Source organism: Shewanella benthica KT99 (assembly GCF_000172075.1).
Taxonomy (GTDB): domain Bacteria; phylum Pseudomonadota; class Gammaproteobacteria; order Enterobacterales; family Shewanellaceae; genus Shewanella; species Shewanella benthica_A.
On sequence record NZ_ABIC01000050.1, the window covers coordinates 1 to 24690 of the forward strand.

At 44.2% G+C, this 24690-nt stretch carries 24 protein-coding genes and 4 pseudogenes; 15 read left to right on the top strand and 13 right to left on the bottom strand.

What is annotated here, in order from left to right; all coding sequences use genetic code 11:
* Positions 1-39: 39 nt before the first annotated feature.
* The 8 genes and pseudogenes from rpsM to KT99_RS17055 form a co-directional block, all read left to right on the top strand.
* Positions 40-255, top strand: a pseudogene (rpsM, locus tag KT99_RS17020) (30S ribosomal protein S13); the annotation flags it as partial.
* 14 nt (positions 256-269) lie between these two features.
* Positions 270-662, top strand: coding sequence for a 30S ribosomal protein S11 (gene rpsK, locus KT99_RS17025; RefSeq protein ID WP_005502458.1), 393 nt, complete (start codon positions 270-272; stop codon positions 660-662).
* A 36-nt stretch (positions 663-698) separates the two neighbouring features.
* Positions 699-1319 (top strand): 30S ribosomal protein S4, encoded by a 621-nt coding sequence (gene rpsD / locus KT99_RS17030; RefSeq protein ID WP_005502461.1) that lies wholly within the window; start codon positions 699-701, stop codon positions 1317-1319.
* 24 nt (positions 1320-1343) lie between these two features.
* On the top strand, positions 1344-2333 hold the full coding sequence (locus KT99_RS17035) for a DNA-directed RNA polymerase subunit alpha (RefSeq protein WP_005502463.1): 990 nt from the start codon (positions 1344-1346) through the stop codon (positions 2331-2333).
* A gap of 38 nt (positions 2334-2371) precedes the next feature.
* Positions 2372-2767: a 50S ribosomal protein L17 gene (gene rplQ, locus KT99_RS17040; RefSeq protein ID WP_005502465.1), complete on the top strand. Its 396-nt coding sequence runs from the start codon at positions 2372-2374 to the stop codon at positions 2765-2767.
* Positions 2768-3637: 870 nt separating this feature from the next.
* Entirely contained in the window at positions 3638-6871 is a 3234-nt protein-coding gene (locus KT99_RS17045; protein WP_005502467.1) for a molybdopterin cofactor-binding domain-containing protein, read from the top strand.
* A complete protein-coding gene (locus KT99_RS17050; RefSeq protein ID WP_005502469.1) occupies positions 6861-7364 on the top strand; it encodes a (2Fe-2S)-binding protein in 504 nt (167 codons plus the stop codon). Before KT99_RS17045 ends, KT99_RS17050 begins: the two co-directional genes overlap by 11 nt.
* 96 nt (positions 7365-7460) lie before the next feature.
* A complete protein-coding gene (locus KT99_RS17055) occupies positions 7461-8807 on the top strand; it encodes a nucleobase:cation symporter-2 family protein (protein ID WP_005502473.1) in 1347 nt (448 codons plus the stop codon).
* 247 nt (positions 8808-9054) lie between these two features.
* On the opposite strand, the gene KT99_RS23725 is transcribed toward KT99_RS17055, so the two are convergent.
* From KT99_RS23725 to tnpB (KT99_RS17070), 3 genes and pseudogenes are all read right to left on the bottom strand, one after another.
* Positions 9055-9195, bottom strand: a complete 141-nt coding sequence (locus KT99_RS23725) for a transposase domain-containing protein (protein WP_232504320.1) — start codon at positions 9193-9195, stop codon at positions 9055-9057.
* Positions 9196-9960: pseudogene (gene tnpC, locus KT99_RS17065) on the bottom strand (IS66 family transposase); the annotation flags it as partial. It lies immediately after the preceding gene.
* A gap of 158 nt (positions 9961-10118) precedes the next feature.
* Positions 10119-10355 carry an IS66 family insertion sequence element accessory protein TnpB gene (gene tnpB / locus KT99_RS17070; RefSeq protein ID WP_005495852.1) on the bottom strand — a complete coding sequence of 79 codons (237 nt, stop codon included), beginning with the start codon at positions 10353-10355 and terminating at the stop codon, positions 10119-10121.
* A gap of 272 nt (positions 10356-10627) precedes the next feature.
* Between tnpB (KT99_RS17070) and KT99_RS23655 the strand changes: the two are divergent.
* A pseudogene (locus tag KT99_RS23655) lies at positions 10628-11337 on the top strand (IS630 family transposase).
* Positions 11338-11435: 98 nt separating this feature from the next.
* Here KT99_RS23655 and ccmE read toward each other — a convergent pair.
* The 5 genes from ccmE to ccmA are packed head-to-tail and all read right to left on the bottom strand — an operon-like array spanning position 11436 to position 14197.
* Entirely contained in the window at positions 11436-11921 is a 486-nt protein-coding gene (ccmE, locus tag KT99_RS17085; protein WP_005502483.1) for a cytochrome c maturation protein CcmE, read from the bottom strand.
* Entirely contained in the window at positions 11921-12118 is a 198-nt protein-coding gene (gene ccmD, locus KT99_RS17090) for a heme exporter protein CcmD (protein WP_005502485.1), read from the bottom strand. Before ccmD ends, ccmE begins: the two co-directional genes overlap by 1 nt.
* On the bottom strand, positions 12118-12864 hold the full coding sequence (locus KT99_RS17095) for a heme ABC transporter permease (protein ID WP_040572146.1): 747 nt from the start codon (positions 12862-12864) through the stop codon (positions 12118-12120). Before KT99_RS17095 ends, ccmD begins: the two co-directional genes overlap by 1 nt.
* Position 12865: 1 nt before the next feature.
* Positions 12866-13552, bottom strand: coding sequence for a heme exporter protein CcmB (ccmB, locus tag KT99_RS17100; protein ID WP_005502489.1), 687 nt, complete (start codon positions 13550-13552; stop codon positions 12866-12868).
* A 9-nt stretch (positions 13553-13561) separates the two neighbouring features.
* The gene (ccmA, locus tag KT99_RS17105; RefSeq protein ID WP_040572147.1) at positions 13562-14197 is read right to left on the bottom strand and encodes a cytochrome c biogenesis heme-transporting ATPase CcmA; all 636 of its coding nucleotides are present in this window, start codon (positions 14195-14197) and stop codon (positions 13562-13564) included.
* 382 nt (positions 14198-14579) lie between these two features.
* On the opposite strand from ccmA, the gene KT99_RS17110 reads away from it, so the two are divergent.
* Positions 14580-14873 carry a c-type cytochrome gene (locus KT99_RS17110; RefSeq protein WP_005502493.1) on the top strand — a complete coding sequence of 98 codons (294 nt, stop codon included), beginning with the start codon at positions 14580-14582 and terminating at the stop codon, positions 14871-14873.
* A 117-nt stretch (positions 14874-14990) separates the two neighbouring features.
* Here the strand turns inward: KT99_RS17110 and tnpC (KT99_RS17115) are convergent, their stop codons facing one another.
* From tnpC (KT99_RS17115) to ccmI, 4 genes are all read right to left on the bottom strand, one after another.
* Positions 14991-16388: an IS66 family transposase gene (gene tnpC / locus KT99_RS17115; protein WP_005502502.1), complete on the bottom strand. Its 1398-nt coding sequence runs from the start codon at positions 16386-16388 to the stop codon at positions 14991-14993.
* An 83-nt stretch (positions 16389-16471) separates the two neighbouring features.
* Positions 16472-16708, bottom strand: a complete 237-nt coding sequence (tnpB, locus tag KT99_RS17120) for an IS66 family insertion sequence element accessory protein TnpB (protein WP_005495852.1) — start codon at positions 16706-16708, stop codon at positions 16472-16474.
* On the bottom strand, positions 16702-17025 hold the full coding sequence (tnpA, locus tag KT99_RS17125) for an IS66 family insertion sequence element accessory protein TnpA (RefSeq protein WP_005498771.1): 324 nt from the start codon (positions 17023-17025) through the stop codon (positions 16702-16704). Before tnpA ends, tnpB (KT99_RS17120) begins: the two co-directional genes overlap by 7 nt.
* Before the next feature lie 189 nt (positions 17026-17214).
* The gene (gene ccmI / locus KT99_RS17130) at positions 17215-18462 is read right to left on the bottom strand and encodes a c-type cytochrome biogenesis protein CcmI (protein WP_005502504.1); all 1248 of its coding nucleotides are present in this window, start codon (positions 18460-18462) and stop codon (positions 17215-17217) included.
* A gap of 415 nt (positions 18463-18877) precedes the next feature.
* Between ccmI and KT99_RS17135 the strand changes: the two genes are divergently transcribed.
* The 4 genes from KT99_RS17135 to KT99_RS17150 are packed head-to-tail and all read left to right on the top strand — an operon-like array spanning position 18878 to position 22486.
* Positions 18878-20857: a heme lyase CcmF/NrfE family subunit gene (locus KT99_RS17135; protein ID WP_005502506.1), complete on the top strand. Its 1980-nt coding sequence runs from the start codon at positions 18878-18880 to the stop codon at positions 20855-20857.
* A gap of 17 nt (positions 20858-20874) precedes the next feature.
* Positions 20875-21432, top strand: a complete 558-nt coding sequence (locus KT99_RS17140) for a DsbE family thiol:disulfide interchange protein (RefSeq protein ID WP_005502508.1) — start codon at positions 20875-20877, stop codon at positions 21430-21432.
* Positions 21432-21908 carry a heme lyase NrfEFG subunit NrfF gene (nrfF, locus tag KT99_RS17145; protein WP_040572148.1) on the top strand — a complete coding sequence of 159 codons (477 nt, stop codon included), beginning with the start codon at positions 21432-21434 and terminating at the stop codon, positions 21906-21908. The genes KT99_RS17140 and nrfF overlap by 1 nt, the downstream gene beginning before the upstream one ends.
* A complete protein-coding gene (locus tag KT99_RS17150; RefSeq protein WP_005502511.1) occupies positions 21905-22486 on the top strand; it encodes a TlpA disulfide reductase family protein in 582 nt (193 codons plus the stop codon). Before nrfF ends, KT99_RS17150 begins: the two co-directional genes overlap by 4 nt.
* A 161-nt stretch (positions 22487-22647) precedes the next feature.
* Here KT99_RS17150 and KT99_RS17155 read toward each other — a convergent pair whose 3' ends face one another.
* On the bottom strand, positions 22648-23529 hold the full coding sequence (locus KT99_RS17155; RefSeq protein ID WP_005502512.1) for an IS30 family transposase: 882 nt from the start codon (positions 23527-23529) through the stop codon (positions 22648-22650).
* A 96-nt stretch (positions 23530-23625) separates the two neighbouring features.
* Here KT99_RS17155 and KT99_RS21105 point away from each other — a divergent pair.
* A pseudogene (locus tag KT99_RS21105) lies at positions 23626-24387 on the top strand (ISAs1 family transposase); the annotation flags it as partial.
* Positions 24388-24690: the final 303 nt, after the last annotated feature.

Below are 24690 nucleotides of genomic sequence, written 5' to 3' on the forward strand. Positions count from 1 at the left end.
TGCGCGGCTACTTCATCGCTGAGAAGCTAAGATCAAGGATTGAGCGAAGCTCAAATTGATATACTACGTGAAGCAGTTGCCGAATACACAGTAGAAGGTGATTTGCGTCGTGAAGTTTCTATGAACATCAAGCGTCTTATGGACCTTGGTTGTTACCGTGGAATACGTCACCGTCGTAGCCTGCCTCTTCGTGGGCAACGTACTAAGACCAATGCGCGTACGCGTAAAGGTCCACGTAAACCAATCAGAAAGTAACGGGGTAATCCAATATGGCTAAAAGTCCGTCACGTTCTCCGCGTAAGCGTGTACGTAAACAGGTTGCTGATGGTATGGCTCATATCCATGCTTCTTTCAACAACACAATTATTACCATTACTGATCGTCAAGGTAATACACTATCTTGGGCAACTTCAGGTGGTTCAGGTTTCCGTGGTTCACGTAAATCTACTCCTTTTGCTGCACAGGTTGCTGCTGAGCGTGCAGGTGTTGCTGCTCAGGATTACGGTGTTAAAAACCTTGAAGTTTTTGTAAAGGGTCCAGGTCCAGGACGCGAATCTGCGATTCGTGCACTGAATTCGGTTGGTTATAAGATAACTAACATTACCGATGTGACGCCTATCCCTCATAATGGTTGTCGTCCTCCTAAGAAACGTCGCGTTTAATTCGTCGTTTTTAAATAGGATAGTTGGAGAAAGAACATGGCAAGATACTTGGGTCCAAAGCTCAAGCTCAGCCGCAGAGAAGGTACAGACCTTTTCCTAAAAAGCGGCGTGAGAGCAATCGATTCGAAGTGTAAGCTTGATACTGCACCTGGACAACACGGCGCTCGTAAGACCCGACTGTCTGAGTATGGTGTACAGCTACGCGAGAAACAAAAAGTTCGTCGTATTTATGGTGTGCTAGAAAAGCAATTCCGTAACTACTACAAAGACGCTGCACGTCAAAAAGGTAACACAGGTGAGAACCTGCTTACTCTTTTAGAAACCCGTCTTGATAACGTTGTTTACCGTATGGGCTTTGGTGCTACACGCGCCGAATCTCGTCAGTTAGTTAGCCATAAGTCAATTATGGTTAACGGCAGCGTTGTTAACATTCCATCATTCAAAGTGTCTGCGAGTGATGTAATTTGCATTCGTGAGAAGTCTAAGAAGCAAGCGCGTATCGTGGCTGCTTTGGAAGTTGCTTCTCAACGCGAAAAGCCAACATGGGTTGAAGTTGATAACACTAAGATGGAAGGTGCTTTCAAGCGTCTACCAGAGCGTAGTGATTTATCTGCGGAAATTAACGAACAGCTTATCGTCGAACTTTACTCTAAGTAAAGTTAACACAAAAGAGAGGACACAATGCAGGGTTCTGTTACAGAATTTCTTAGACCGCGTCTCGTTAATATCGAGCAGGTTAATCCAACACGTGCCAAAGTTACACTTGAGCCGCTTGAACGTGGTTTCGGTCACACTTTAGGTAACGCGTTGCGTCGTATCCTATTGTCGTCTATGCCAGGCTGCGCGGTAACCGAAGTAGAGATTGATGGTGTGCTGCATGAATACAGTAGCAAGGAAGGCGTGCAAGAGGATATCCTTGAGATCCTGCTAAACCTTAAAGGTTTAGCGGTAGTGATCGAAGGGAAGGACGAAGCTATGCTTACGCTAAGTAAGTCAGGCGCAGGCCCTGTTACTGCAGCAGACATCACCCATGATGGTGATGTTACAATCATGAATCCTGAGCATATTATCTGTCATTTGACAGGTAACAATGAAATCAGCATGCGTATCCGTGTAGAACGTGGTCGTGGTTATGTACCGGCTTCTGCCCGTGCACAAACCGAAGACGATGATCGTCCTATTGGTCGCTTGTTGGTCGATGCTTCTTTTTCGCCTGTTGCTCGTATAGCCTACACTGTAGAAGCTGCACGTGTTGAACAGCGCACTGACTTAGATAAACTCGTTATCGATATGACCACAAACGGTACTCTCGATCCCGAGGAAGCTATCCGTCGTGCCGCAACCATCTTGGCTGAACAGCTTGATGCGTTTGTTGAACTACGTGATGTCACTGAGCCAGAGCAGAAAGAAGAGAAGCCGGAATTCGATCCGATTCTGTTGCGTCCTGTGGACGATTTAGAGCTAACTGTACGTTCAGCTAACTGTTTGAAAGCTGAGGCGATTCATTATATCGGAGATCTGGTACAGCGCACTGAAGTTGAGCTGCTTAAGACACCTAATTTAGGTAAGAAATCTCTTACTGAAATTAAGGATGTTTTGGCTTCTCGCGGACTGTCGTTGGGTATGCGTCTAGAAAACTGGCCACCAGCCAGCCTAGTCGACGACCTTTAAAGCAGATTTTGTACAGATAAGGTAATAAGGATTAGGTCATGCGCCATCGTAAGAGTGGTCGTCAACTAAATCGTAACAGCAGTCATCGTCAAGCTATGTTTCGTAACATGGCAAGCTCTTTAGTCCGTCACGAAGTGATCAAGACTACTGTAGCTAAAGCGAAAGAACTGCGTCGCGTAGTTGAACCTCTAATAACACTTGCTAAGAGTGATAGCGTTGCAAATCGCCGTTTGGCATTTGCTCGTACTCGCGACGCTGAAGTCGTTGGTAAGTTATTTAATGAATTGGGTCCACGCTACCAGGAACGTCCTGGTGGATATACCCGCATCCTTAAGTGCGGTCTACGTACTGGTGATAAAGCGCCTATGGCGTATATTGAACTAGTAGGTCGCCCTGAAGCTGCAGAAGCTGTTGAAGCTGACGACGCTGAGTAATTAAGGGTTTCATTGCAAAAAAGCCGGGCTTGCCCGGCTTTTTTTATGTCTAATATTTATAAGAGAGCACATATTTAATAGGATTGGTATTATACCATTCCGAGTAAGTATCTGATCATTCAGCGGGAGTTCAAAGCACTGTAGGCAAGGCGAATGTTTGAAGCTAATAGTTATTCTCGGCAACAAGCTCCTGCGTTGCTCTACCTCCTGCATCCATGCAGTCGTATATCGAGAACATTCAACGTAGCATAAAGGGCTTTGAAACCCGCACTGCGTGAGGCTCTCAGTATTTCCACTTCTGTGTTACATTGACTTAAAAGGGAATAACCATTTCCTCATCAATGTGCCTTGAATTGAAAAAACTGAGAGTCTCTGAACTGACCAGATACTTATATGGATTGGTATTACTATCATTTTGATAGCCTCTCGTATTCATGCTTCATGATCCCAAGAGTAAAACCTTTACAGACATCGCTCTCCTCCACATCTGCCTATATATTCTCAATTTAATATAAGCATAGAGTTTTTATCATATTGATATCTTTTTGTTACTCCACTTTACATCTAATTTCTCCTCAAAAAAAGCGCCTCCATTATCTGCTTCAAATTAAGCAGTTTATTTATTGCTCACTCCTACAAAGTGTTTACTCGATCACGTTTTAGCTATGTTTATGCCTAGTCCTCATATTTTGGTTTGATGGATGCAAGTCTGGCATAAGTCCATATTTTCAGTTGTTCATATTTCTAGTGATTAAGGCTAGCACTTTTTAACTGAGATATTGAGCCTGTCCCGAGGGTCTTGCTGTCTTAATAGTTGGCTAGCTTCAGCTTGATTAGACGCTTACTTTCATACTCTGTTAAGGAGATTTAATGTCTAGCTTTAATCATCTGGGGAAGCGCATTAACCGCGTCGATGGGTTAGGAAAGGTTACCGGCAAGGCTATTTATGGGGATGATATTCTCATCCCCGGTATGCTATATGGGGTATGTCGCTACGCCGATATACCCGCGGGTAAAGTTTTATCTATTGATACCCAAGTGGCAGAGCAGGTTCTTGGTGTGGTCAAGATTGCTCGATTCAATGATGTGCCTGGTAACCCTTATGCGGGTGTTATCATTCGTGATTACCCCCCTATCATAGATAATTTAGTTCGCTTCGAAGGTGATGTATTAGCCGTAATCGTTGCCGAAACCTATGAAGCTGCTTGTTTGGCTGCAGATAAAATTCAAATTGAATATGACGTATTTAAGCCCATTTGTTCAGTGGAAGATGCGTTAAAACCCGGCGCTAGACTTATTCAGCCCGGTAGTGATTCTAATATAGTAGCCAGTCATCACACCGAGAAAGGTGATGTCGATTTGGCTTTTGCGGCTTGTGCACAGCAGATTGAGCGTACTTTTAATATTGGTTTTCAAGAGCATGGTTATATCGAGCCGGAATCAATCACGGCCTATATTGATCCAAGTTCCAGCAATTTAGTGTTATCTGGTTCGATTCAAAATCCGCACAGGGTTCGCGGCTTTGTCGCCAGCTATCTCGCTCTTCCCGAGTCCGATGTCGATGTTCGTCGTTCTGTACTGGGGGGCTCATTCGGTGGGAAAGATGACACTATCGATCATCTGTCATGTCGTGCAGCCTTAATGGCACAGCTCACCGGAAGGCCGGTTAAATTTACCTACACCAGAGAGCAGTCAATCTGTGAAAGTAGTAAGCGTCACCCTTATAACATGACCTATAAAGTCGGCTTCGATGACAGTGGTCGTATTCAGGCGATGAAGATCGATATCTTAGTTGAGAGTGGTGCTTATGCCGCCTGTACGCCATTTGTGACTTGGCGATCTGTGGTGCAAGCGGCAGGCCCTTATGACATAGAAAATGTCAGGGTTGATATTAAAGGTGTCTACACCAACAACACTTACACTGCCGCTATGCGTGGTTTTGGCTCACCTCAAGTTGTTTATGCCAATGAATCTTTGATGGATGAAATTGCTGAAATTTGTCATATTTCGGCTATTAAGGTCAGGAAGATCAATGTCCTTAAGCAAGACAGCCTTAGCATCACGGGACAAAAGTTCGATAAGCATAAGGTTTCGGCAGTTGAGGTGTTAGAACGTGCAGTCGAAGAGTCTGATTATCAAGCAAAACTAGAAAAATACAGCCGGCTTAATGCGGGTACCGATCACGTTAAATATGGCATAGGTTTAGCTTTAAGTTACCGCGGTTGTTCAATGGGGGCTGAAGGGGTTGATACCTCGTCGGCGCTAGTCGTGCTTAATAGTGATGCTAGCGTCAATATCTCCACAGGTGTTTGTGAAAACGGTCAAGGCCTACAAACAACCATGACTATTATTGCTGCTGAGGTCTTTGGTATTGCCATTGGTGAGGTGAAGTTTACTGAGCCTCCGACATCGCTTATCTCTGATGGTGGTCCAACCGTTGCATCAAGAGCTACCGTTACCGGGGGGGCTGCGGTGAAAGACGGTGCTGAGACGCTAAAAGCGCGTATCTTCGAGGTGGTAGCCAGTGAGCTTAAAGTCGAGACCTTAGATCAAACTCTATGGCGCGATGGCATCATATCCAATCGTGATCTACCTGAGTTACAGATTAGCTTTAAAGAAGCGGTAAATAAGGCCAAGTGGGCGGGTATTAATTTAGCGGCCTATGGTTGGTTCGCTCAGCCTGAGATTAGCTGGGATGAAGAGAAAGGTACAGGTAGTCCTTACTTTACCTGGGTCTATGGCTGTCAGATCGCAGAGGTGAAAGTCGATACTAGCACAGGTAAACTTGAGCTTTTACATGTCACCGCCGTCCATGATGTTGGCCAGGTGATTAATAAGACTGGCTTTGAGGGGCAAGTTGCAGGTGGTATCGCACAGGGCTTTGGCCTTGGCGTGTTAGAAGACTACAACATTGAATTCGGTGAGCTTAAGACAAAAAATCTAGATAGTTATCTATTGCCTACCATTAAAGATATTCCGGCCATCAAAATCATCGCCATCGAAAATGGCGATGAAGCTTGTCCATTTGGTGCGAAGAGTATCGGAGAGCCTGCTTCAGAATTGGCTGCAGCTGCAATTAATAATGCAGCCTGCTTTGCACTTAAAAAGAGAATTCGTCAGTTACCGCTTACCCTTGAGCAACTGGTCCTTGGCTACAACTTAAAGAAACCCGCGAGACAGAGCGAGTTGCTTCAGGATGATGGTCATAAAAAGCACACCCATCGCTTAACTGATATGCATTTGGTTAACCCAAGTGATCTTACTGAAACGCTGCAGTTATTATCAGAGGGGGGGTATCGGCCTTTTGCTGGAGGTACCGATCTGCTGGTTCAGGGGCGCTTACACTATAGTGATGATAAATTCGTCAATATTCTCGGTATAGATGGTCTAAATGAGATAGTTGAGACGGAGAGCGAAGTTAGGATAGGCAGTGCAGTCTGTTTTAATCGTATTCTCGCTCATAGCTCTGTAATAGGTCATTTCCCCTTACTTTCCCAAGCTTGCCAAACTATTGGTTCCAATCAGATCCGTAACCGGGCCACCATTGGCGGAAATATTATTAATGCAGCCCCCTGCGCTGACTCAGTGCCACCTTTACTCGTCTATGAAGCGGAAGTTGAGCTTCAATCAGCGACTTCGAGCCGCCGGATCCCCTTAAGCCAGTTTATAACAGGTAGCTATCGTACAGACATTAAAGTGGGTGAGCTGCTTACGCAAGTATGTATCCCTAAGCAGAACTTAGGCAATGTCTCTCATAAATATTCACAACTTGGTCGCAGAAATGCGCTCAACATTAGTCGTCTCAGTATTTCATGTCTGATGGGCTTCGATAGCGAAGGTAAAGTTGATTTATGTCGAGTCGTCGATGGGTCTTTATTCAGCCACTCTCAGCGCCTTAGCGCTATTGAAGACTTGCTGATAGGCAGTCGGCTAACTTCTGAAGTCATAGGGAAGGCTGAAAATCAACTGTTAGATATGATCGATACCGCAATTGGTGGTCGTTGGTCTGCTAAGTATAAGCAACCCGTTTTCATCAATATGTTTAAAGATCTCATGAATGACATAGTCGTAGAAAATAGCCAGGAGCAACGTGATGCTTGCTAATAAAGATAATAAAACCGCCATCAAACTCATTGTAAATAGCATCTCTCACACTCTTGAGGTTGCGGGGAATACTCGCTTACTGGATCTGGTGAGAAATGAGTTACGCCAGACGGGAACCAAAGAGGGTTGCTCCGTGGGTGAATGTGGTGCCTGTACGGTGATTTTGGACGGTAAGCCAGTATGTTCATGCTTGGTGCTTGCTGCACAGTGCGATGGGAAAGAGGTGACTACCATCGAAGGGGTTGCCGACGATCCTTTAGCCCAGCAACTACAGCAGTCATTTATTGTGGAGGGAGGTGTGCAGTGCGGCTTCTGTACTCCAGGCGTCTTAATGAGTTCATGGGCCTTGCTTGGGGATAATCCCACCCCGAGCGACAGCGACATCTTAGATGCATTAGAGGGTAACTTATGCCGCTGCACTGGTTATCAACCGATACTCAACTCCATTAAAGCCGTTATTAAGGAGAATTTACAGTCATTAAATAGCGCTTAGTAAACAAATACTGCAGACCAAAATCTCTTTACACCAAGTAGGGTTAAGGACTCTATAGGTGTGTGGGAGCACATTAATAACGATTAAGGGTTTTATATGAAATTGCTATATAAGCTAGATGAAAAACCGCCTTATGGAATCACTTTTTTTCTCGCTCTTCAGCATATGCTAGCTTCTATTGGGGGGATTGTAACCGTTCCACTCATTGTCGGTGGATCGATAGGCTTACCTCCCAATGAAATTGTTGTTTTGATTAGCGCTTCTCTTCTTGTTTCAGGTTTAGTCACTATGGCTCAATGCTTCGGTATCGGGCCAGTAGGCATTAGGTTACCCGTAGTGATGGGGGCGAGTTTCGCGTTTTTAGGAACCTTAATAGGTATAGGCAAGACCGAAGGCATGGCAGGGATTATGGGGGCAGCCTTTGTCGGTTCGTTTGTGGTGGTCATCGCCAGCTTCTATATGGATTACGTCAAAAAGTTATTTCCTACTGTAGTGAGTGGTGTAGTGGTGACCTTAATAGGCTTAACCATACTGCCAGTAGCGATGAGCTGGATCGGTGATGCTCCAGCAGGCGACCCAAGTTTTGCCTCTTTACCCAAAGTGTTTTTAGCGTTCTTTTCATTAGCTGTGGTTATTTTTGTTTCCGTACGTTGCAAAGGTGCAATTGCTGCATCTTCCATTGTGATCGGCCTTGCTGCTGGTTATTTAATGGCACTCGCATTCGGTATGGTGGATCTACAGCCTCTGTCTGATACGAATTGGGTTGCTATGCCGGAGCCATTTAAATATGGTATGACCTTCTCAATACCGGCAATTATCACCATGAGCTTGGTATACCTGGTTGTTGTGGCAGAGGCGACAGGCGATTTTATGGCTCTAGGTAGCAACTGTCATACTGAGGTTACCGGCAAAGACCTTAAACGTGGCCTGCTCGGTGATGGTTTAGGCAGTACTTTTGCTTCTTTTATGACTGCGATGCCAGTGGCCAGCTTTAGCCAGAATGTGGGTATTGTAGGTATCAGTGGTGTAGCGAGTCGGTTTGTGGTGGGGATCTCTGGTGTGTTGTTGATCTTAGCTGGACTATTTCCTAAGTTCGCTGCTTTAGCTATAACAGTACCTAAACCAGTATTAGGCGGGGTTGGCTTCGTTATGTTTGGTATGATTACTTACGCAGGCATTCGTATGCTAGTACAAGCGACCGACTCTCGTCGTAATGCCTTGGTCATTTGCGTGGGGTTAGCATCGGGTATGGCGGTGACTTTGGAGCCTAATCTATTACAGCACTTCCCAGATGATCTTAAGATGTTATTCCACTCAGGTATTACCACAGGCACTATTTCAGCGGTGATACTTAATCTGATTTTACCAAGTTCGGAATCAGAAGAAGCGGATGAGGTGAAGGAGCAGCCAGAGGTTACGGCTAAGTTAAGGGGGGGGGAATAAGCTAAGTAAAATTGAGCCCTTTATATCAGATGTTTGGCCTAGTTCAGGTATCTGATTCAGTCTTTCCAAATGCTATTAGCCAAGCTAAAATTTCCTTATACCATTCTAAGTAAAAATATGATCTAATTGTGATCATCATCATCATCATCATATCTTCTTCATTTGTATTCATGGATAATTTTAAAAATACAGATTTCAATGCTCTTGCTCGTAGCCAGACATCCATTCAAAGTAAGCGTCCGGCGAGCTACGCCTTGCCGAGTTTGACGCGCCAGGGCAAGAGGCTGCTGAGGTCGCAGTTTGGGTGAGAGAGTTGTTCTAGGCACCGTTCGATATAATCGAACGGTGTTAAGCCGTTTGCTTTAGCGGTTTCTATGATGCTGTACAAAACGGCACTGGCCTCGGCACCTGAGCAATAGACCCACATGTAGGATTTCACCCGTTCATCGTTAATCACTTTGAGCGTGGTCTCATCGGCGTGCAGCACACCTTGCGTTAATAAATGTTGGTGCAGTAAATCATATAAGGGTTTAAACAAGGCGGCTGATTTCATCATCCAGTCTGACATCGTTTGGCGACTTAATTCGATACCATACTGTTTAAATAAAGTTTCTTGTCGATAAAGCGGTAAGGCGTACTGATATTTACTGGTGATGAGCTGGCTCAATAGGCTTGGCGTGGCAAAACCTTTTGGAATTGGACTAGCAGGCACGGGGGCTTGTTTGATGTTAGCTTGCGTCCCTTTAGTGTCGCAATGCTTGCAGCGGTATTTTAACCTAACATGCTCAATGACACTGATTTGTGCGGGAACAAACTTAAGTTTCTCGCTGCTATCTTGCTCCATCAAGGTCAACTGATGACCACAAGCACACTGTTTATCCGCTTCGCTAATATCATGGGTGATAATTTCACGAGGCAGGTCTTTAGGCAGAGGCTTACGCTTGGCACGTTTCTTAGGGGAAACAGACACATCATCTGCCGTTGATTCTTCTGGCTCATCAAGGGTGACTTCAGCTTCGTTAAATAACTCACCTTGATAATTATGGCTTTCACTGCTGGCCCCGAAGCGTTGCTGTTGCGCTAAGCGAAATGGCTCCAACAACCGCTGCACAGACTGTTTAAGCTCGGCGATTTCCGAATATTGTGACGCCACAAGTTGACTTGCCTCAAGCAATAATTGCTTAAGCAAATCAATATCATTGGGTAGGTTATCGGGTGCTAATTTCATGGGGTAATGATATCAAATGTCATCCAGAATAAGGCTAATGCAGTGATCTAATCATCGAAAACCGCATACGTAATAGCGATCAATCAACTGTAACTCAAGCCCTTAACTTGACGGTGTCCCAATACATCAAACCCTGTGTTATCCCAGTACAATATTTTTAATTTATCGCGGCTTTTATTGCAAAAAACAAACACACTGCCGTCGGTGGCCTCTAGCGACAGTTGTTGCTCAACGATGATGGCCAAGCCATTTATCGACTTACGAAAATCCACGGGCTCTCTATGCAGATAAATACTAGGAAGCTGCTGAAACATCAACATGCTTGCAGGCCTTTTATAATTTCAAGTAAGTAATTTACTGGCAACGAGCTTGGGAAGGTCCATACCCCTGTTTGATGCTGTAAACGTATCATCTGTTGCGCATCACAAAGTTGAGTTTGAGGCGTTACCGCTGTTGTCGGAGCCAGCGTTGCTTTAGCAAAAGGCATGACCGCTTTAATTTTATCTTTGTTGGCTTTACGGGCATAAAAGGTACTGATACTGAACTTATGCTGACGACAGAAAGCCGTGATAGTTAAGCCGCTGGCGGATCAATGAAATCTGTTGAAGTTGTACTTGCCCGGACGCTTACCATTCAAATGAAGATGCGCTTACTTGCACTCGCTCATTTTCAAGATGGAAAGTCTCGGACTCAAATTTCTCAATTTTTAAAAGTGAGTAGAACCAGTGTCAACAAGTGGGTACATGTCTATTTAACAGAAGGCCTAGCAGGCTTACAAGAGAAACCACGCACTGGTAGTACCCACATTTATTAGCACTAAACAACGAGCGCAACTGGCTGCCTACATAGAAAAAAGAGCAAGTAGCGCTCAAGGTGGTAGATTAACCGGGGCACATATTCATACCTATTTGGTTCAGTATGTCCAAGCAGAGGTATAGGCCAAGCAATAGTGGTTCCATGGACGAGTAAAGAAGCCATGATCCTGCACTTGAGACAGATCTCGGAAGTCACAGAAGCAGACAGACATGCAGTCGTTATTATGGATGGTGCTGGCTGCATACCGATGGCATTGCAGATGAATTCAATAATGTCAGCCTCATCAAATTACCCCCTTATTCACCTGAGCTTAATTCGATCGAACAAGTGTGGAGCTGGATGCGCCAGCACTGCCTTGCCAATCGAGTTTTCAAAAATTATGAAGACATTGTTGATAGTGTTTGTGAAGCCTGGAACACTTTCACCGAGAGTGCTGAAAGAGTGACAAAAATGTGTTCTAGGGATTGGGCGAATATGACCAGTTAATTTTCCAGATTGGCATTAGTTATCGCCTCATTATGCTGAGACTGTGTTCTACAGGCACAAAAAAGGCCTCAGATGAGGCCTTTTAAAGGTAACAAAGTTTAGTAACCGCTTTTTTGCTCTGTTTTGTAATCTAGCTTCTCATGGGTCTGCCCCATAGCTTCGGCTACTTCTGGCGGCATGTAGTTTTCATCATGTTTAGCCAGAACTTCAGTCGCTTGTAATTTACCACCCTCTATCAATATTCCCTGTGCGACTATGCCTTGGCCTTCACGGAAAAGATCCGGCAGTAGATCGTCATAAGTCACTATGATCTCACCGCCTAAGGAATCATGAATGGCAAATTCAACATGTAAGCTTTCAGGATCTCTTAACATAGAGCCTATAGTCACCATACCGCCGACACGTATGCGCTGGCCTATTTCAGGTAACACGCCGGTGTCTTTCTTACCTTGTACTATTTCTGTCGGAGTGTAGAAAAGATTTAAGTTAGAGTTCAATGCGTACAGTAATAGTGATGCTATTGCGGCTACACCACCAATTAAGGCTACTGCTAGAGCGAGTCTTTTTTTACGTCTTGTATTCACTATTTATTACTCCGGTTTTCTTTGAGGTGTTCTTCTCGCTGAATTTTCTTTGCTATTTCAGTCAACACTTTACGTTTCTGTCCCATGCTCTGTATGACAAGTATCCCTAAAGAACCAAATGTCACACCATAAGCTAGCCACACATAGAAGGCGTAGCCACCCATATGTAAAAAATCACTCAATGAATCAAATGGCATTACTTAACTCCTTGGGCTTTAGCTAGAGTACGAACCCAAGGTCGCATGCTGTTGCGTGCTAAAACCTCAGATCTGAAACGGATTAAGGTTATAGCGCCTATCATCAGGCCGAAACCTAAGATGTTTATCAGCAATGGATACAGCATCTCAGTAGGCATAGTCGATTGCCCTGTAATTCTAATCGTCGATGGTTGATGCAGTGAGCTCCACCATTCAACTGAGTATTTAATAATCGGGATGTTAATCACACCGACTATAGCTAAAATACCGGCGGCTCGTGCTGCTAATACCTTGTCTTCAAAAGAGGCGTAAAGTGCAATAACACCCAGATAAAGAAACAAGAGGACCAGTTCGGCTGTCAAACGTGCATCCCATACCCACCAAGTTCCCCACATAGGCTTACCCCAAGTGGCGCCAGTGAGCAAGGCGATAAAGGTGATCACGGCTCCTATTGGTGCAATGGCTGCCGCTGCCCAATCTGCCGATTTTATCTGCCATACCAGGCCGATAAATGCAGAGGTTGCCATGCCCATATAGGCGGCCATAGACATAGAGGCTGCCGGAACATGGATGAAGATGATTCGGTAACTATCACCTTGTTGATAATCAGTTGGTGCAAAAGCTAACCCCCACACTGACCCTATACCGATCAGGGCAATCGCTAACATAGCGAACCAAGGGAGGAGTTTTCCAGAAAGGTTATACGCTCGTTCTGGATCCGCGTAACTATGTAGCCATTTCCACATATCAGTTAGTACTCACTCTTAAAGATGCACCAATAGCAAAAGGTGCTAACGTTAATGAACCGACCAACATCGCGGCAATTATTGCGAGATGGCCATCATAAGGTAGATTGAACCCGGCAGCGTCTATGGCTGTCGTGGCAAAGATTAATACAGGTATATATAAAGGTAAGATGAGTAAGCTAAGCAGCACTCCTCCTTTATGCAGCCCTACGGTTAATGCGACACCAATAGCCCCGAGTAAACTCAATACTGGTGTCCCTAGGGCTAAGGTTGCCATTAGCGCGCCATAGCTATTACTGTCTAAATGAAGTAAAACCGCTAAAAGTGGCGCAACTAAAATCAGTGGTACTCCTGTTAATAGCCAATGAGCCAGCACTTTTGCCAGTACCATCAAGGGCAAAGGTTGCGGGCTGAGTAGCATCTGTTCAAGACTACCATCGACATAATCGGCCTTAAACAATCTCTCTAAGGACAGCATAGAGGCGAGTAAGGCCGCGACCCAGATGATTCCTGGGGCGATTCTGGATAATATTTGTGGTTCGGGTCCTATGGCTAATGGGAATAAGGTAACTATTAAGATAAAAAACAGCAGTGGATTGAAAATGTCGCCCTTATGACGAATAGCTATCTGTAGATCGCGTTTCAGTAGTGTATAAAATGCTTGTCTGAAGCTGATGCCTTTTTTCATTTTTTGACCTTATACAAAGCGATATTCGAGGCTGATCTTTCGCAGAATATCGTCACCGATAATTCCCATATCTTGATGTGTCGTCAAGATGATACATCCACCACGTTCGGCGTGCTCAAGGAACAGATGTTCAAGTTCTATAACGCCTTTTTTGTCGATAGCGGTAAAAGGTTCGTCTAACAACCAAATTTTACAACTGGTATGCCAGAGTCGAGCCAGAGCTGTGCGTCTATGCTGCCCGGCAGAAAGATGTCCTGCGAGTGCTTCTTCGAAGCCTGTTAGATTTACTTTGGCGAGAATATCTTGAGTATTGAAGTCATTATAACCACTAATGCTTAAATTGAAGTTAAGGTTTTCCTCTGCGGTTAACTCACTCTTAACTCCTGCGAGATGACCAATATAGAGTAGGTCTTCATTGTATTCGTCTCTAAAATGGTTTATCTCTTGATTCTTATAATGAACATCACCGGCATAGGGACGTGATAGACCTGCGAGTATCCTAAGAAGACTGGTTTTACCTGCGCCGTTAGGACCTTCAATTTGAACGATCTCGCCTTCACTAATATCGAAGCTAAGCTCATCAAATAAAATACGTTCCTGACGAATACAGGTCAACTCTTTGGCCGAAATTAAGGTCTTTGTCATCTGTTCTACCACTGAGTCCTCTATTATCAAGCCTTAAGTAATTACAAGGGATCCTAACACAATCACAATAAGGGGTTTAGTACTGCTTTATTCTATGTATCAGCAATTTGACGCGCTTCCAATAATTGAAACCTTTTAACATATTTTTTGAACTTTTTCTTTTCTCTATAAACAGTTATTAACCCTTGCTAATATAATATCTAATTTGTGCTGCCAATAGTGTTTATAGTGTGCAAGCTTTGATGAACATCACAAAAAGGTGAGATTTGTTGAAGTTTAATGTATTCTAGAGCTGCTATAAAAATAGTCTGCCTTACTCATTGATGAGAGTAATAAAGGGTAGCGTAGAGCTTTGTTAGAACTTGCATTAGGAACATCGAACATGAAAAAACTGTTAGCTATGACTGCGGTCGCTGCTTTGACTTTGTCTGCAAACTCATTTGCACAAGAAGGTAAAGCTGTATACGACAAGGCATGTCAAATATGCCACAGCATGGGTGTCGCTGGCGCTCCAAAAGCACACGATACTGCTGCTTGGGAGCCTCGTTTTGCTCAAGGTATCGATACATTAGTATCTACAGTGAAAACGGGTAAAGGTGCAATGCCACCGGGTGGAATGTGTACTGATTGTACTGATGAAGATTACAAGAACGCTATCGAGTTCATGTCTAAGTAAGCTTTATCTAGTTCGAGAGTTGAGCATGGAAAAAGGTAAGCGTCCGGCGAACTACGCCTTGCCGAGTTTGACGCGCCAGGGCAAGAGGCTGCTGAGGTCGCAGTTTGGGTGAGAGAGTTATTCTAGGCACCGTTCGATATAATCGAACGGTGTTAAGCCATTCGCTTTGGCGGTTTCTATTATGCTGTACAAAATGGCACTGGCCTCGGCACCGCGGTGATTGTGATTGAACAACCAGTTTTTACGCCCTATCACAAACGGTTTTACTGCGCGTTCGGCGCGATTATTGTCAATGTTGAGTCGACCATCTTCTAGGTAACGGCTGAGCTTTGGCCATTGATTGATAGTGTAATGGATGGCTCGACCCAAGGCACTTTGCTTCGACACTTGTTGCACCGATTTATCCAGCCATTGCTTCAATGTCGCCAGTTGGGCGCTTGAATGCGTACGCCTAAAATACAGCCGTTCTTTAACTTTGAATTTACGCCGCGCATGTGCCCAACAACCCACAAGTTTGTCATTGGCCCGTTGGTAAGCCGCATAGCCATCGACCTGTAAATAGCCATTAAACACGGTGTGCTCAGTGGCAAGAAAACCACTCACGCAAGTGCTCGCGCGGCTACCGTCTTGATAGTCGTACAGAACGATGCTGTTTACACCTTTATATCTAGGCTCGAGACTCGGCCTATCCGCACCTGAGCAATAGACCCACATGTAGGATTTCACCCGTTCATCGTTAATCACTTTGAGCGTGGTCTCATCGGCGTGCAGTACACCTTGCGTTAATAGGTGTTGGTGCAGTAAATCATATAAGGGTTTAAACAAGGCGGCTGATTTCATCATCCAGTCTGACATCGTTTGACGACTTAATTCGATACCATACTGTTTAAATAAAGTTTCTTGTCGATAAAGCGGTAAGGCGTACTGATATTTACTGGTGATGAGCTGGCTCAATAGGCTTGGCGTGGCAAAACCTTTTGGAATTGGACTAGCAGGCACGGGGGCTTGTTTGATGTTAGCTTGCGTCCCTTTAGTGTCGCAATGCTTGCAGCTGTATTTTAACCTAACATGCTCAATGACACTGATTTGTGCGGGAACAAACTTAAGTTTCTCGCTGCTATCTTGCTCCATCAAGGTCAACTGATGACCACAAGCACACTGTTTATCCGCTTCGCTAATATCATGGGTGATAATTTCACGAGGCAGGTCTTTAGGCAGAGGCTTACGCTTGGCACGTTTCTTAGGGGAAACAGACACATCATCTGCCGTTGATTCTTCTGGCTCATCAAGGGTGACTTCAGCTTCGTTAAATAACTCACCTTGATAATTATGGCTTTCACTGCTGGCCCCGAAGCGTTGCTGTTGCGCTAAGCGAAATGGCTCCAACAACCGCTGCACAGACTGTTTAAGCTCGGCGATTTCCGAATATTGTGACGCCACAAGTTGACTTGCCTCAAGCAATAATTGCTTAAGCAAATCAATATCATTGGGTAGGTTATCGGGTGCTAATTTCATGGGGTAATGATATCAAATGTCATCCAGAATAAGGCTAATGCAGTGATCTAATCATCGAAAACCGCATACGTAATAGCGATCAATCAACTGTAACTCAAGCCCTTAACTTGACGGTGTCCCAATACATCAAACCCTGTGTTATCCCAGTACAATATTTTTAATTTATCGCGGCTTTTATTGCAAAAAACAAACACACTGCCGTCGGTGGCCTCTAGCGACAGTTGTTGCTCAACGATGATGGCCAAGCCATTTATCGACTTACGAAAATCCACGGGCTCTCTATGCAGATAAATACTAGGAAGCTGCTGAAACATCAACATGCTTGCAGGCCTTTTATAATTTCAAGTAAGTAATTTGCTGGCAACGAGCTTGGGAAGGTCCATACCCCTGTTTGATGCTGTAAACGTATCATCTGTTGCGCATCACAAAGTTGAGTTTGAGGCGTTACCGCTGTTGTCGGAGCCAGCGTTACTTTAGCAAAAGGCATGACCGTTTTTATTTTTGCCTTGTTGGCTTTACGGGCATAAAAGGTACTGATACTGAACTTATGCTGACGACAGAAAGCCGTGATAGTTAAGCCGCTGGCGGGCTGCTGTTTTATCAAAGCAGCCCAATCTTGATGAGAACGTTTAGCCATATTAACTCCTGATAAATAGTCAGGAGTTAATATGGCGGATCAATGAAATCTGTTGAAGTTGTACTTGCCCGGACGCTTACTAAAAAAGCCGGCAATCAGTCGGTTTTTTTATGCCTGCCTTTCTAGAGTAATGAAAAATCAGCCAATAAAAAGGGTCTGCAATAGCAGGCCCTTTATCAATGTATGTCGCTATTTCACTTGCGTATCTATGACAAGCTGGACGGTATCACCAACTTTAACTGTGGCAAGTCGACCTTGAAGATCACCTGTCTGGGGTTTGACGCTGCCATGTTTAGAGAGGACTGCGATTATCTCGACATTCTTAGCGCCACTCAGCTTCACATCACCACCCATAGAAGTGCTGTCATCTAAAGTGATAGTAGTTGGTAGTGATTTAGCCGAGACCTTAACGGCCGCTAGGGGGACTTTTGGACCTTCAGTATTACGAGCGAAGATGAACAACATATCTGAACTAGACACTTGTTCGGCTAGCTCAGCAGATATAGATACTTCGATGTTAACGCTTTTAGCTGTAGCCTTTACACTTGCATGTGCTGCGTCATCAGGCATTTCACCCGTCTCGGCTTGAGTCCTCATCTTGGCACTATCGATAGCATTGATGATTGCACTTCGATCGACATCCTTTCTCTCGCTATCGAGTATGGTTTGCCAAGCATTTATCGCCACTTGATAGTGTGCGGTAAAGAAAGCGTCCATACCTTTAAGCAGCAGGGTCGAAGGATCTTCAGGGTCGAGTGCTAAAGATTGATCGATAATAGCCTGGATGGCGGGTGTCATCTGTTGATTCGCCCTGTAATACATGGCGGTTGCTTTTGGACCCAATAACTCGGCATGCGTACCAACGAGAACCATAGCTTGATCAAAGGTTGCTATAGCATCGTTATAACGACTCGCAGATATATATATATGGCCAAGACTAAAGAGAAGTTGACTATTTTCCGGCTCAGATTTAACTTGATCTTCCATCATCTGTAGACGCTGCTGCATTATTTGCTCGGCATCCATTCCTGCATGTGGACTTGATGGAGCAGGCTGATCTAATTTTGCGTAGGCTCCAAGTGTCGCATAGAAATACCCAGAGAGGCCTATAATAACCACAGACATCAAGGTAGGCCAAATCAAACCTTTTGGTTTAATTTTGTTGACCAGAGATTCATCTTCACCTTGCTTCATATCCTGAAGAAGACTTATCTCTAACTCTTTCTTAAGTACATTGAACTCTTGTTGATCAAGAAGCTCTTCTTCTAGTTCGTTCTCTAGAATGATGAGACGATTGTTAAACAGCTCAAGGTTAGTTTGTTTACGAACACCGGCTTCTTCCGTCTGCAACATCTTATGCTGACGAAAATGAGGAAACCAAATCAGCGCTAGGCTGACTAACACAAAAAGCGCAATAAAAATCCAGAGAGTGGTCATTATTTCTTTTTCACATTAGTTATAAAAAAGCGGATTAACCGCAGCTATAGATAGGATTATACGTAAAGATTATTCATTGACAGTAATATAAGGAGATGAGTCAGGTAAAAAGTGATAGTTGAGCACTGGTTCACAATTCGATTCTATTTTTTAAAAGAGGCTGAAACTTAAGTTTCACATAAGGGTCTGATCATAGAATCAGATGCATTTACATCTGTTACAGACTTGATGATTGGAGCAATAAATGCGACTAGTCACCCATATTTGTACGAAAGAAGCAGACAGATACAACAGCAAATACTAAAATGACTCGAATTTTAAACCCTAGGCAGCTAAATCATTACTTGCTTAAGGATGTTGAGTGATTGAATTGGGCGTAAGCTTAACAAATAATCTAAAGTACTGAGGAAAACTCATGATCCCAGAATTAGGACACCTATCGCTGATATTAGGTTTGGCTTTTGCCTTCCTTTTAGCTAGCGTTCCTTTAATTGGTGTTGCACGCAAAGACCAATATCTAGTGCGCTATGCTTGGCCACTAACTTACGGTATGTTCTTCTTTATCTTCCTATCCGTTATTGTATTAGGCTACAGCTTTGCGGTTGATGACTTCTCAGTTGCTTATATAGCGCATCACTCAAACTCTCAGTTACCTATCTTCTTTAAGATAGCAGCAGTATGGGGTGGACATGAAGGATCTTTACTCTTTTGGGTGTTTGCTCTTTCCGGCTGGACAGCGGCAGTTGCCTATTTTAGTAAAAGCTTAGAAGAAGTGTTTACCGCCAGGGTATTATCCGTTTTGGCCTTCATAGTGATCGGTTTTGGACTATTCATGGTCTTGACTTCCAATCCGTTCGAGCGCTTATTTCCGATACCTATGGAGGGTCGTGATCTAAACCCTATGTTGCAAGATGTGGGGCTGATTTTTCACCCTCCTATGCTATATCTTGGTTATGTCGGCTTCTCGGTGAGTTTTGCTTTCGCGATTTCAGCCTTAATGGGCGGTAGTCTTGATTCTGCATGGGCACGCTGGAGCCGACCATGGATTTTGGCAGCTTGGGTATTCCTAACCGGTGGTATCTCTCTCGGTTCTTGGTGGGCTTACTATGAATTAGGTTGGGGCGGTTGGTGGTTCTGGGATCCAGTCGAGAATGCTTCATTCATGCCTTGGCTAATCGGTACCGCACTGCTTCATTCGGTTATCGTGACCGAGAAACGTGCAGCTTTCCGTAACTGGACCGTATTACTTGCTATCACCGCATTCTCGCTCAGTCTGTTAGGTACTTTCATTGTTCGTTCTGGCGTGCTTACTTCGGTGCACTCTTTTGCCGCAGATCCTAGTCGAGGCATGTTTATTCTGATGTTATTGGGATTGGCTGTTGGTGGCTCATTGACACTCTTTGCTTTCAGAGCGAGTCAAATGAAGAGTCCGGCACGTTTCGATTTATGGTCTAGAGAAACTATGCTGCTTGTGTGTAATATTCTACTTACAGTGGCATGTGGTACCATACTACTCGGTACGCTCTATCCGCTACTCATAGATGCTTTGAATATGGGTAAGATTTCGGTTGGACCTCCATATTTTAATACCGTGTTCGTGCCAATCATCCTAGTGCTATTCGTATTTATGGGCATAGGTCCGAATATACGTTGGAAGAAAGCTAAGCCCGGCGCGATGAAAGCGAAAGTCTTGGTACCTGTAGTCGTTGCTACTACTGTTGGTGTTGCGGCGCCATTCCTGGCCGATGGTAAGTTCAATATCTGGGTCGTTTTAGGCATAGGTACGGCTACTTGGGTTGCACTCATGACGCTTAGAGCGGGATACGATCTGATTAAGTCGAAAGATGGCTCTCTTAGTTTGGCTCGATTGGGTCGTAGCCAACTGGGTATGGTCATTGCTCATTTAGGCATAGCAATATCGGTTGTGGGCGGCACTATTGTTTCAAACTACTCGATCGAAAAGAGCGTGCGCATGGGGCCTGGTATCACCCAAGAGCTGGCTGGTTACACTTTTCATTACATCGAAACTAAGAATGTTGTTGGGCCTAACTATACGGCTCTACAAGGGCAGATTGAAGTGTCTAAAGATGGTGAGTTCATCACCTTGCTCAAGCCGGATCGTCGCCAGTACACTGTGCGTACTATGAATATGACAGAAGCCGGTATTGACTGGGGACTCTTCCGTGATTTATATGTCACTATGGGTGATCCACTTAGTCGTACCGAGTTTGCTGTACGTATTAACTATAAGCCATTTGTTCGTTGGTTATGGTTCGGCAGTATCTTTATGATGGTAGGTGGCTTCTTTGCTGCATCGGATAAGCGTTACCGTACGAAGCAGACAACGCAAACATCTAAGCTTGACGCGGAAAAAGCGAAATTGGCTACGGCTTAACTTTGATTGAGGCAAGTATGAACAAGAGGCTGGTATTATTTATACCCTTGATATTATTTTTGGTGATGGGTGCGCTCCTCTATAAGGGGCTGTTTATGGATCCTAAAATCCTCGATTCAGCACTTGAAGGAAAGCCTGTACCGGCTTTCCAGCTTGAACAGCTAGAAGACTCAGGTGTCATCATTACCAATGAAAGCCTGAAAGGTAAGGTATCACTATTAAACGTTTGGGCGACATGGTGCCCATCGTGCAAATACGAACATCCTTATCTGATGCGTTTCGCCAGACAGAAAATCTTGCCTATTTATGGTATTAACTACCGTGATGAGCGGGCATTGGCGATTCGAGAATTGAATAGGCAAGGGGATCCCTATACTAAGAATATTTTCGATCATGATGGGCGTCTCGGTCTCGATCTTGGTGTTTATGGTGCGCCGGAAAGCTTCTTAGTGGATCATAACGGTATCATCAGGTTCAGATATGCAGGTCCCATTGATCAGCGTGTATGGAATGAGACATTGCTTCCAATGATTAAACAGCTGCAAGCCGTTGCAAAGCAGGAGGGGGCATCATGATGAAATCAGTATTCAAACTTATGGGGGCAATACTCCTGTCATTAACTGTGATATCAGTTTATGCAACGCCAGTTGATATCTATGAATTCAAGTCAGCAGAAAACCAGAAGCGAGCGTTGGAGCTGGCGCATTCACTTCGTTGCCCTCAGTGTCAGAATCAAAATCTAATCGATTCTAATTCACCGGTAGCTAAGGACCTTCGTCTTGAAGTCTACCAGATGGTTGATGCCGGGAAAGACTATGATGAAGTGATAGAGTTTATGACTAGTCGCTATGGTGATTTCGTTCTCTATAAGCCTAGAATGGAACCCAAAACATATATCTTATGGTTAGGTCCTATCGGTTTTTTAGTCATTGGCTTACTTATCGGTTTCTTCTTTGTACGTAAACAGCGTATCTCTCAAGTCGAAGATCAAGAGATCAGCGTCGAAGAGCAGAAAGAGTTAGACAGGCTGCTTAATCGAGATGAGCAATGAATAAGAGTCTGGCTAAGGTGCTAACAGTTACTCTGTTAGCACTCACTTCATTATCTATCAATACGGCTATGGCGTATCCTGGGATGCAGAAGAAGGACAATGGGACTGCTCAGTCGAGTATAGACCTTATCAATGTATTGCCTGAAACCTATCCAATCGATGTTGTGGCTTTCAGTGATGCCAATGGTAAGCCTGTAGACTTCAGTCAGTATCGAGGCAAGGTGATTATGGTAAACATGTGGGCAACTTGGTGCCCACCTTGTGTACGAGAGTTGCCAGCAATAAAGCGTCTAGCATCTAAATTTGATAAGGCTCAGTTTGAAATTTTACCAATTTCAATCGATCTTGATGGAAAAAAACAAGTAGAGCCTTTCTTAAAAGAACTTGGAATGGAAGATTTCACATCTTATTATGATGAAAAGCAGCAGTTAGGGCAGGTGTTCCCGCTCGATACTATTCCTGCTACATTTATCTTAAATAGAGAAGGTGAGCTAATTGCCTTTGTGCGCACCTTTGTGGACTGGGATGACGAGAAAGCGGTTGAATTGATCCAGAGCTTTATAGATAAACCTTTATAGACCAGCAAGTATAGAAATACATGCCTCTGCATATGAGTCAGTTTCAGTCTATTCTTATTGTATAAATCACGACTAGAAGTGATATTGACGATGAAAACGCCTGAAGCTAGTTTTTTGAATGGCAACGCCAGTTTGGTTCTGAAATTGATTGTTTAAACCACCTAAAGCACATCAGAGCTGGAATCAAGCAATAAGTGCAACACGCTTACCAGTAAAGACCTCGAGGGTGTTAGCCCGCCTAATATCTTTCTTGGCGTTAAATTTAGTTGCAATATCCTGTTCTCGATTTCCTCCTCCGTCAGCCTAGCCATGTCGAATTTCTTAGGCCAAAACCGCCGAATCCGACCGTTAGTATTTTCATTCGTTCCTCGCTGCCAACTCGCATAAGGTTTGGCAAAATAAACCTTCGCTCCCGTCGCTTCATGAACCTTCATATGGCCTGCAAACTCACCGCCATTATCCAAGGTTATTGTCAATGCAGTATGGACTTGCCCATGAACAGTATCGCCTTCCCAGTCACCTATTCGTTCTCTTGCTGCTACAATTTTCGGGCGTTCACTGATATCTACTCGGTCTGGGATCAAGCTGACACCCGCATTACGCTTCCTTTTTCCACCTTTCCAACGTGTTTTACCATAGCGAGGTAGCTGCTTATATAAAGTGCCACCTTGCTGCTTATTCTCTTCAATACGCCGATAAATGGTTGTATGACTCAAGCATTCACTTGGGGCGAATTCTATTGGCATGCGGTCACAGATCGCCCCAGGAGACCAGTTAAGCACCATGCATTTTCGAATAATCTCGTCAGTACTTGGCTGGCGTTTACAGGCTTTTTTCGACGTCATTTTACGCTTACAGCTTAACGTATGTGCCATTTTTGGGTCATAGTTTAGGCTGGTGATATTTCGCTTTAACTCACGGCATACGGTACTAAAATGTACCCCGACTTCCTCGGCGATCTGACGAAGTGTCATACCTGTTTTACGGGAGGCAGATATTTGGTATCGTAGTTCCTGAGTGAGCTGATGGTACTGTTTGTTCATGACCGACTCTGAATTTGTGTGTGAGAACTAAAATTCTGCCTTCAGCTCTCTCACTTTTCAACCTTAATCTGTTGCACTTATTGTATTACCTCAGCGGAAGACATTGAAAACTTTGGACATCTAAAGCTTGATTGGCTTCGTCAGTATCGTCCTTTTAAAGCAGGTATTCCTCGGCATGACACTATTGCCCGTGTTATCTACCGATTAAAAGCGGATGAAATAGAGAAAGCTTTTCAAGCTTGGATTTCTTCTCTCCTAGAAGGTACTGGTTGCGATGTCATTGCCATTGACGGCAAAACTGCACTTCATACTGTGAGCGCCTGGAGTTGTCAGCATCATCACGCTCGATGCTATGGGATGTCAAAAAGAGATAGCAAAGCTAATCGTTAAGCAAAAGGCTGATTATATTCTAGCGCTTAAAGGTCATCATTCTGGTCTACAGGGTGAATTAAAACAAGACGTTGTCAGCAAGTGCTGGTTAATAAAAGTTGGTTAAATAATAAATATCAGTGGGTTGGCTTAAAAAGCATTATCAAAGTGACATCAGACGTACATGAAAAAACGACAGGTAAAGAAACCACTGAAACACGTTGGTACATTAGCTCATTAGATTTAAATGCAGAGCAGGCGTTATCTTCTGTGCGAAATCACTGGCAAGTAGAAAGTATGCATTGGGTGTTAGAGATGACATTCAGAGAAGATGAATCACGGATCCGTAAAGGCCGAGGTCCGCTTGCTTTTAATGTGATGAGAAAAATAGCAATGACCTTGTTCAAGCAAGACCAGACAAAACGCGCGAGTATAGTGGCTAAAAAGAAGATGGCAGGGTTGGACAACCCTGTTAGAGTCAGGGATTAAAATGCGCTAGCCGTGGTACGAGTCGGCATTATCACTTCTTTTAAAAGGGACCTAAGGTCCCTTTTTTGTGTTTTAAATCCAGTAGTGACTGTTAAATCGCCGGGCTGAGTGCTATTAATCATCGTTTCGATTGATAAGTGCGCGGTCATTAAGTTAATCGAAATATTCTCCTAAATAGCCCTTGCGCTCACACCGAAACTCCCTATAATGCGCATCCACTGACACGGCAAACCAGTATTCTTAAACGAAGCTGAAACGCAGTCAGGGCAACAAGTAAGCTTGTTTTTTCTTCGTTTTAAACGA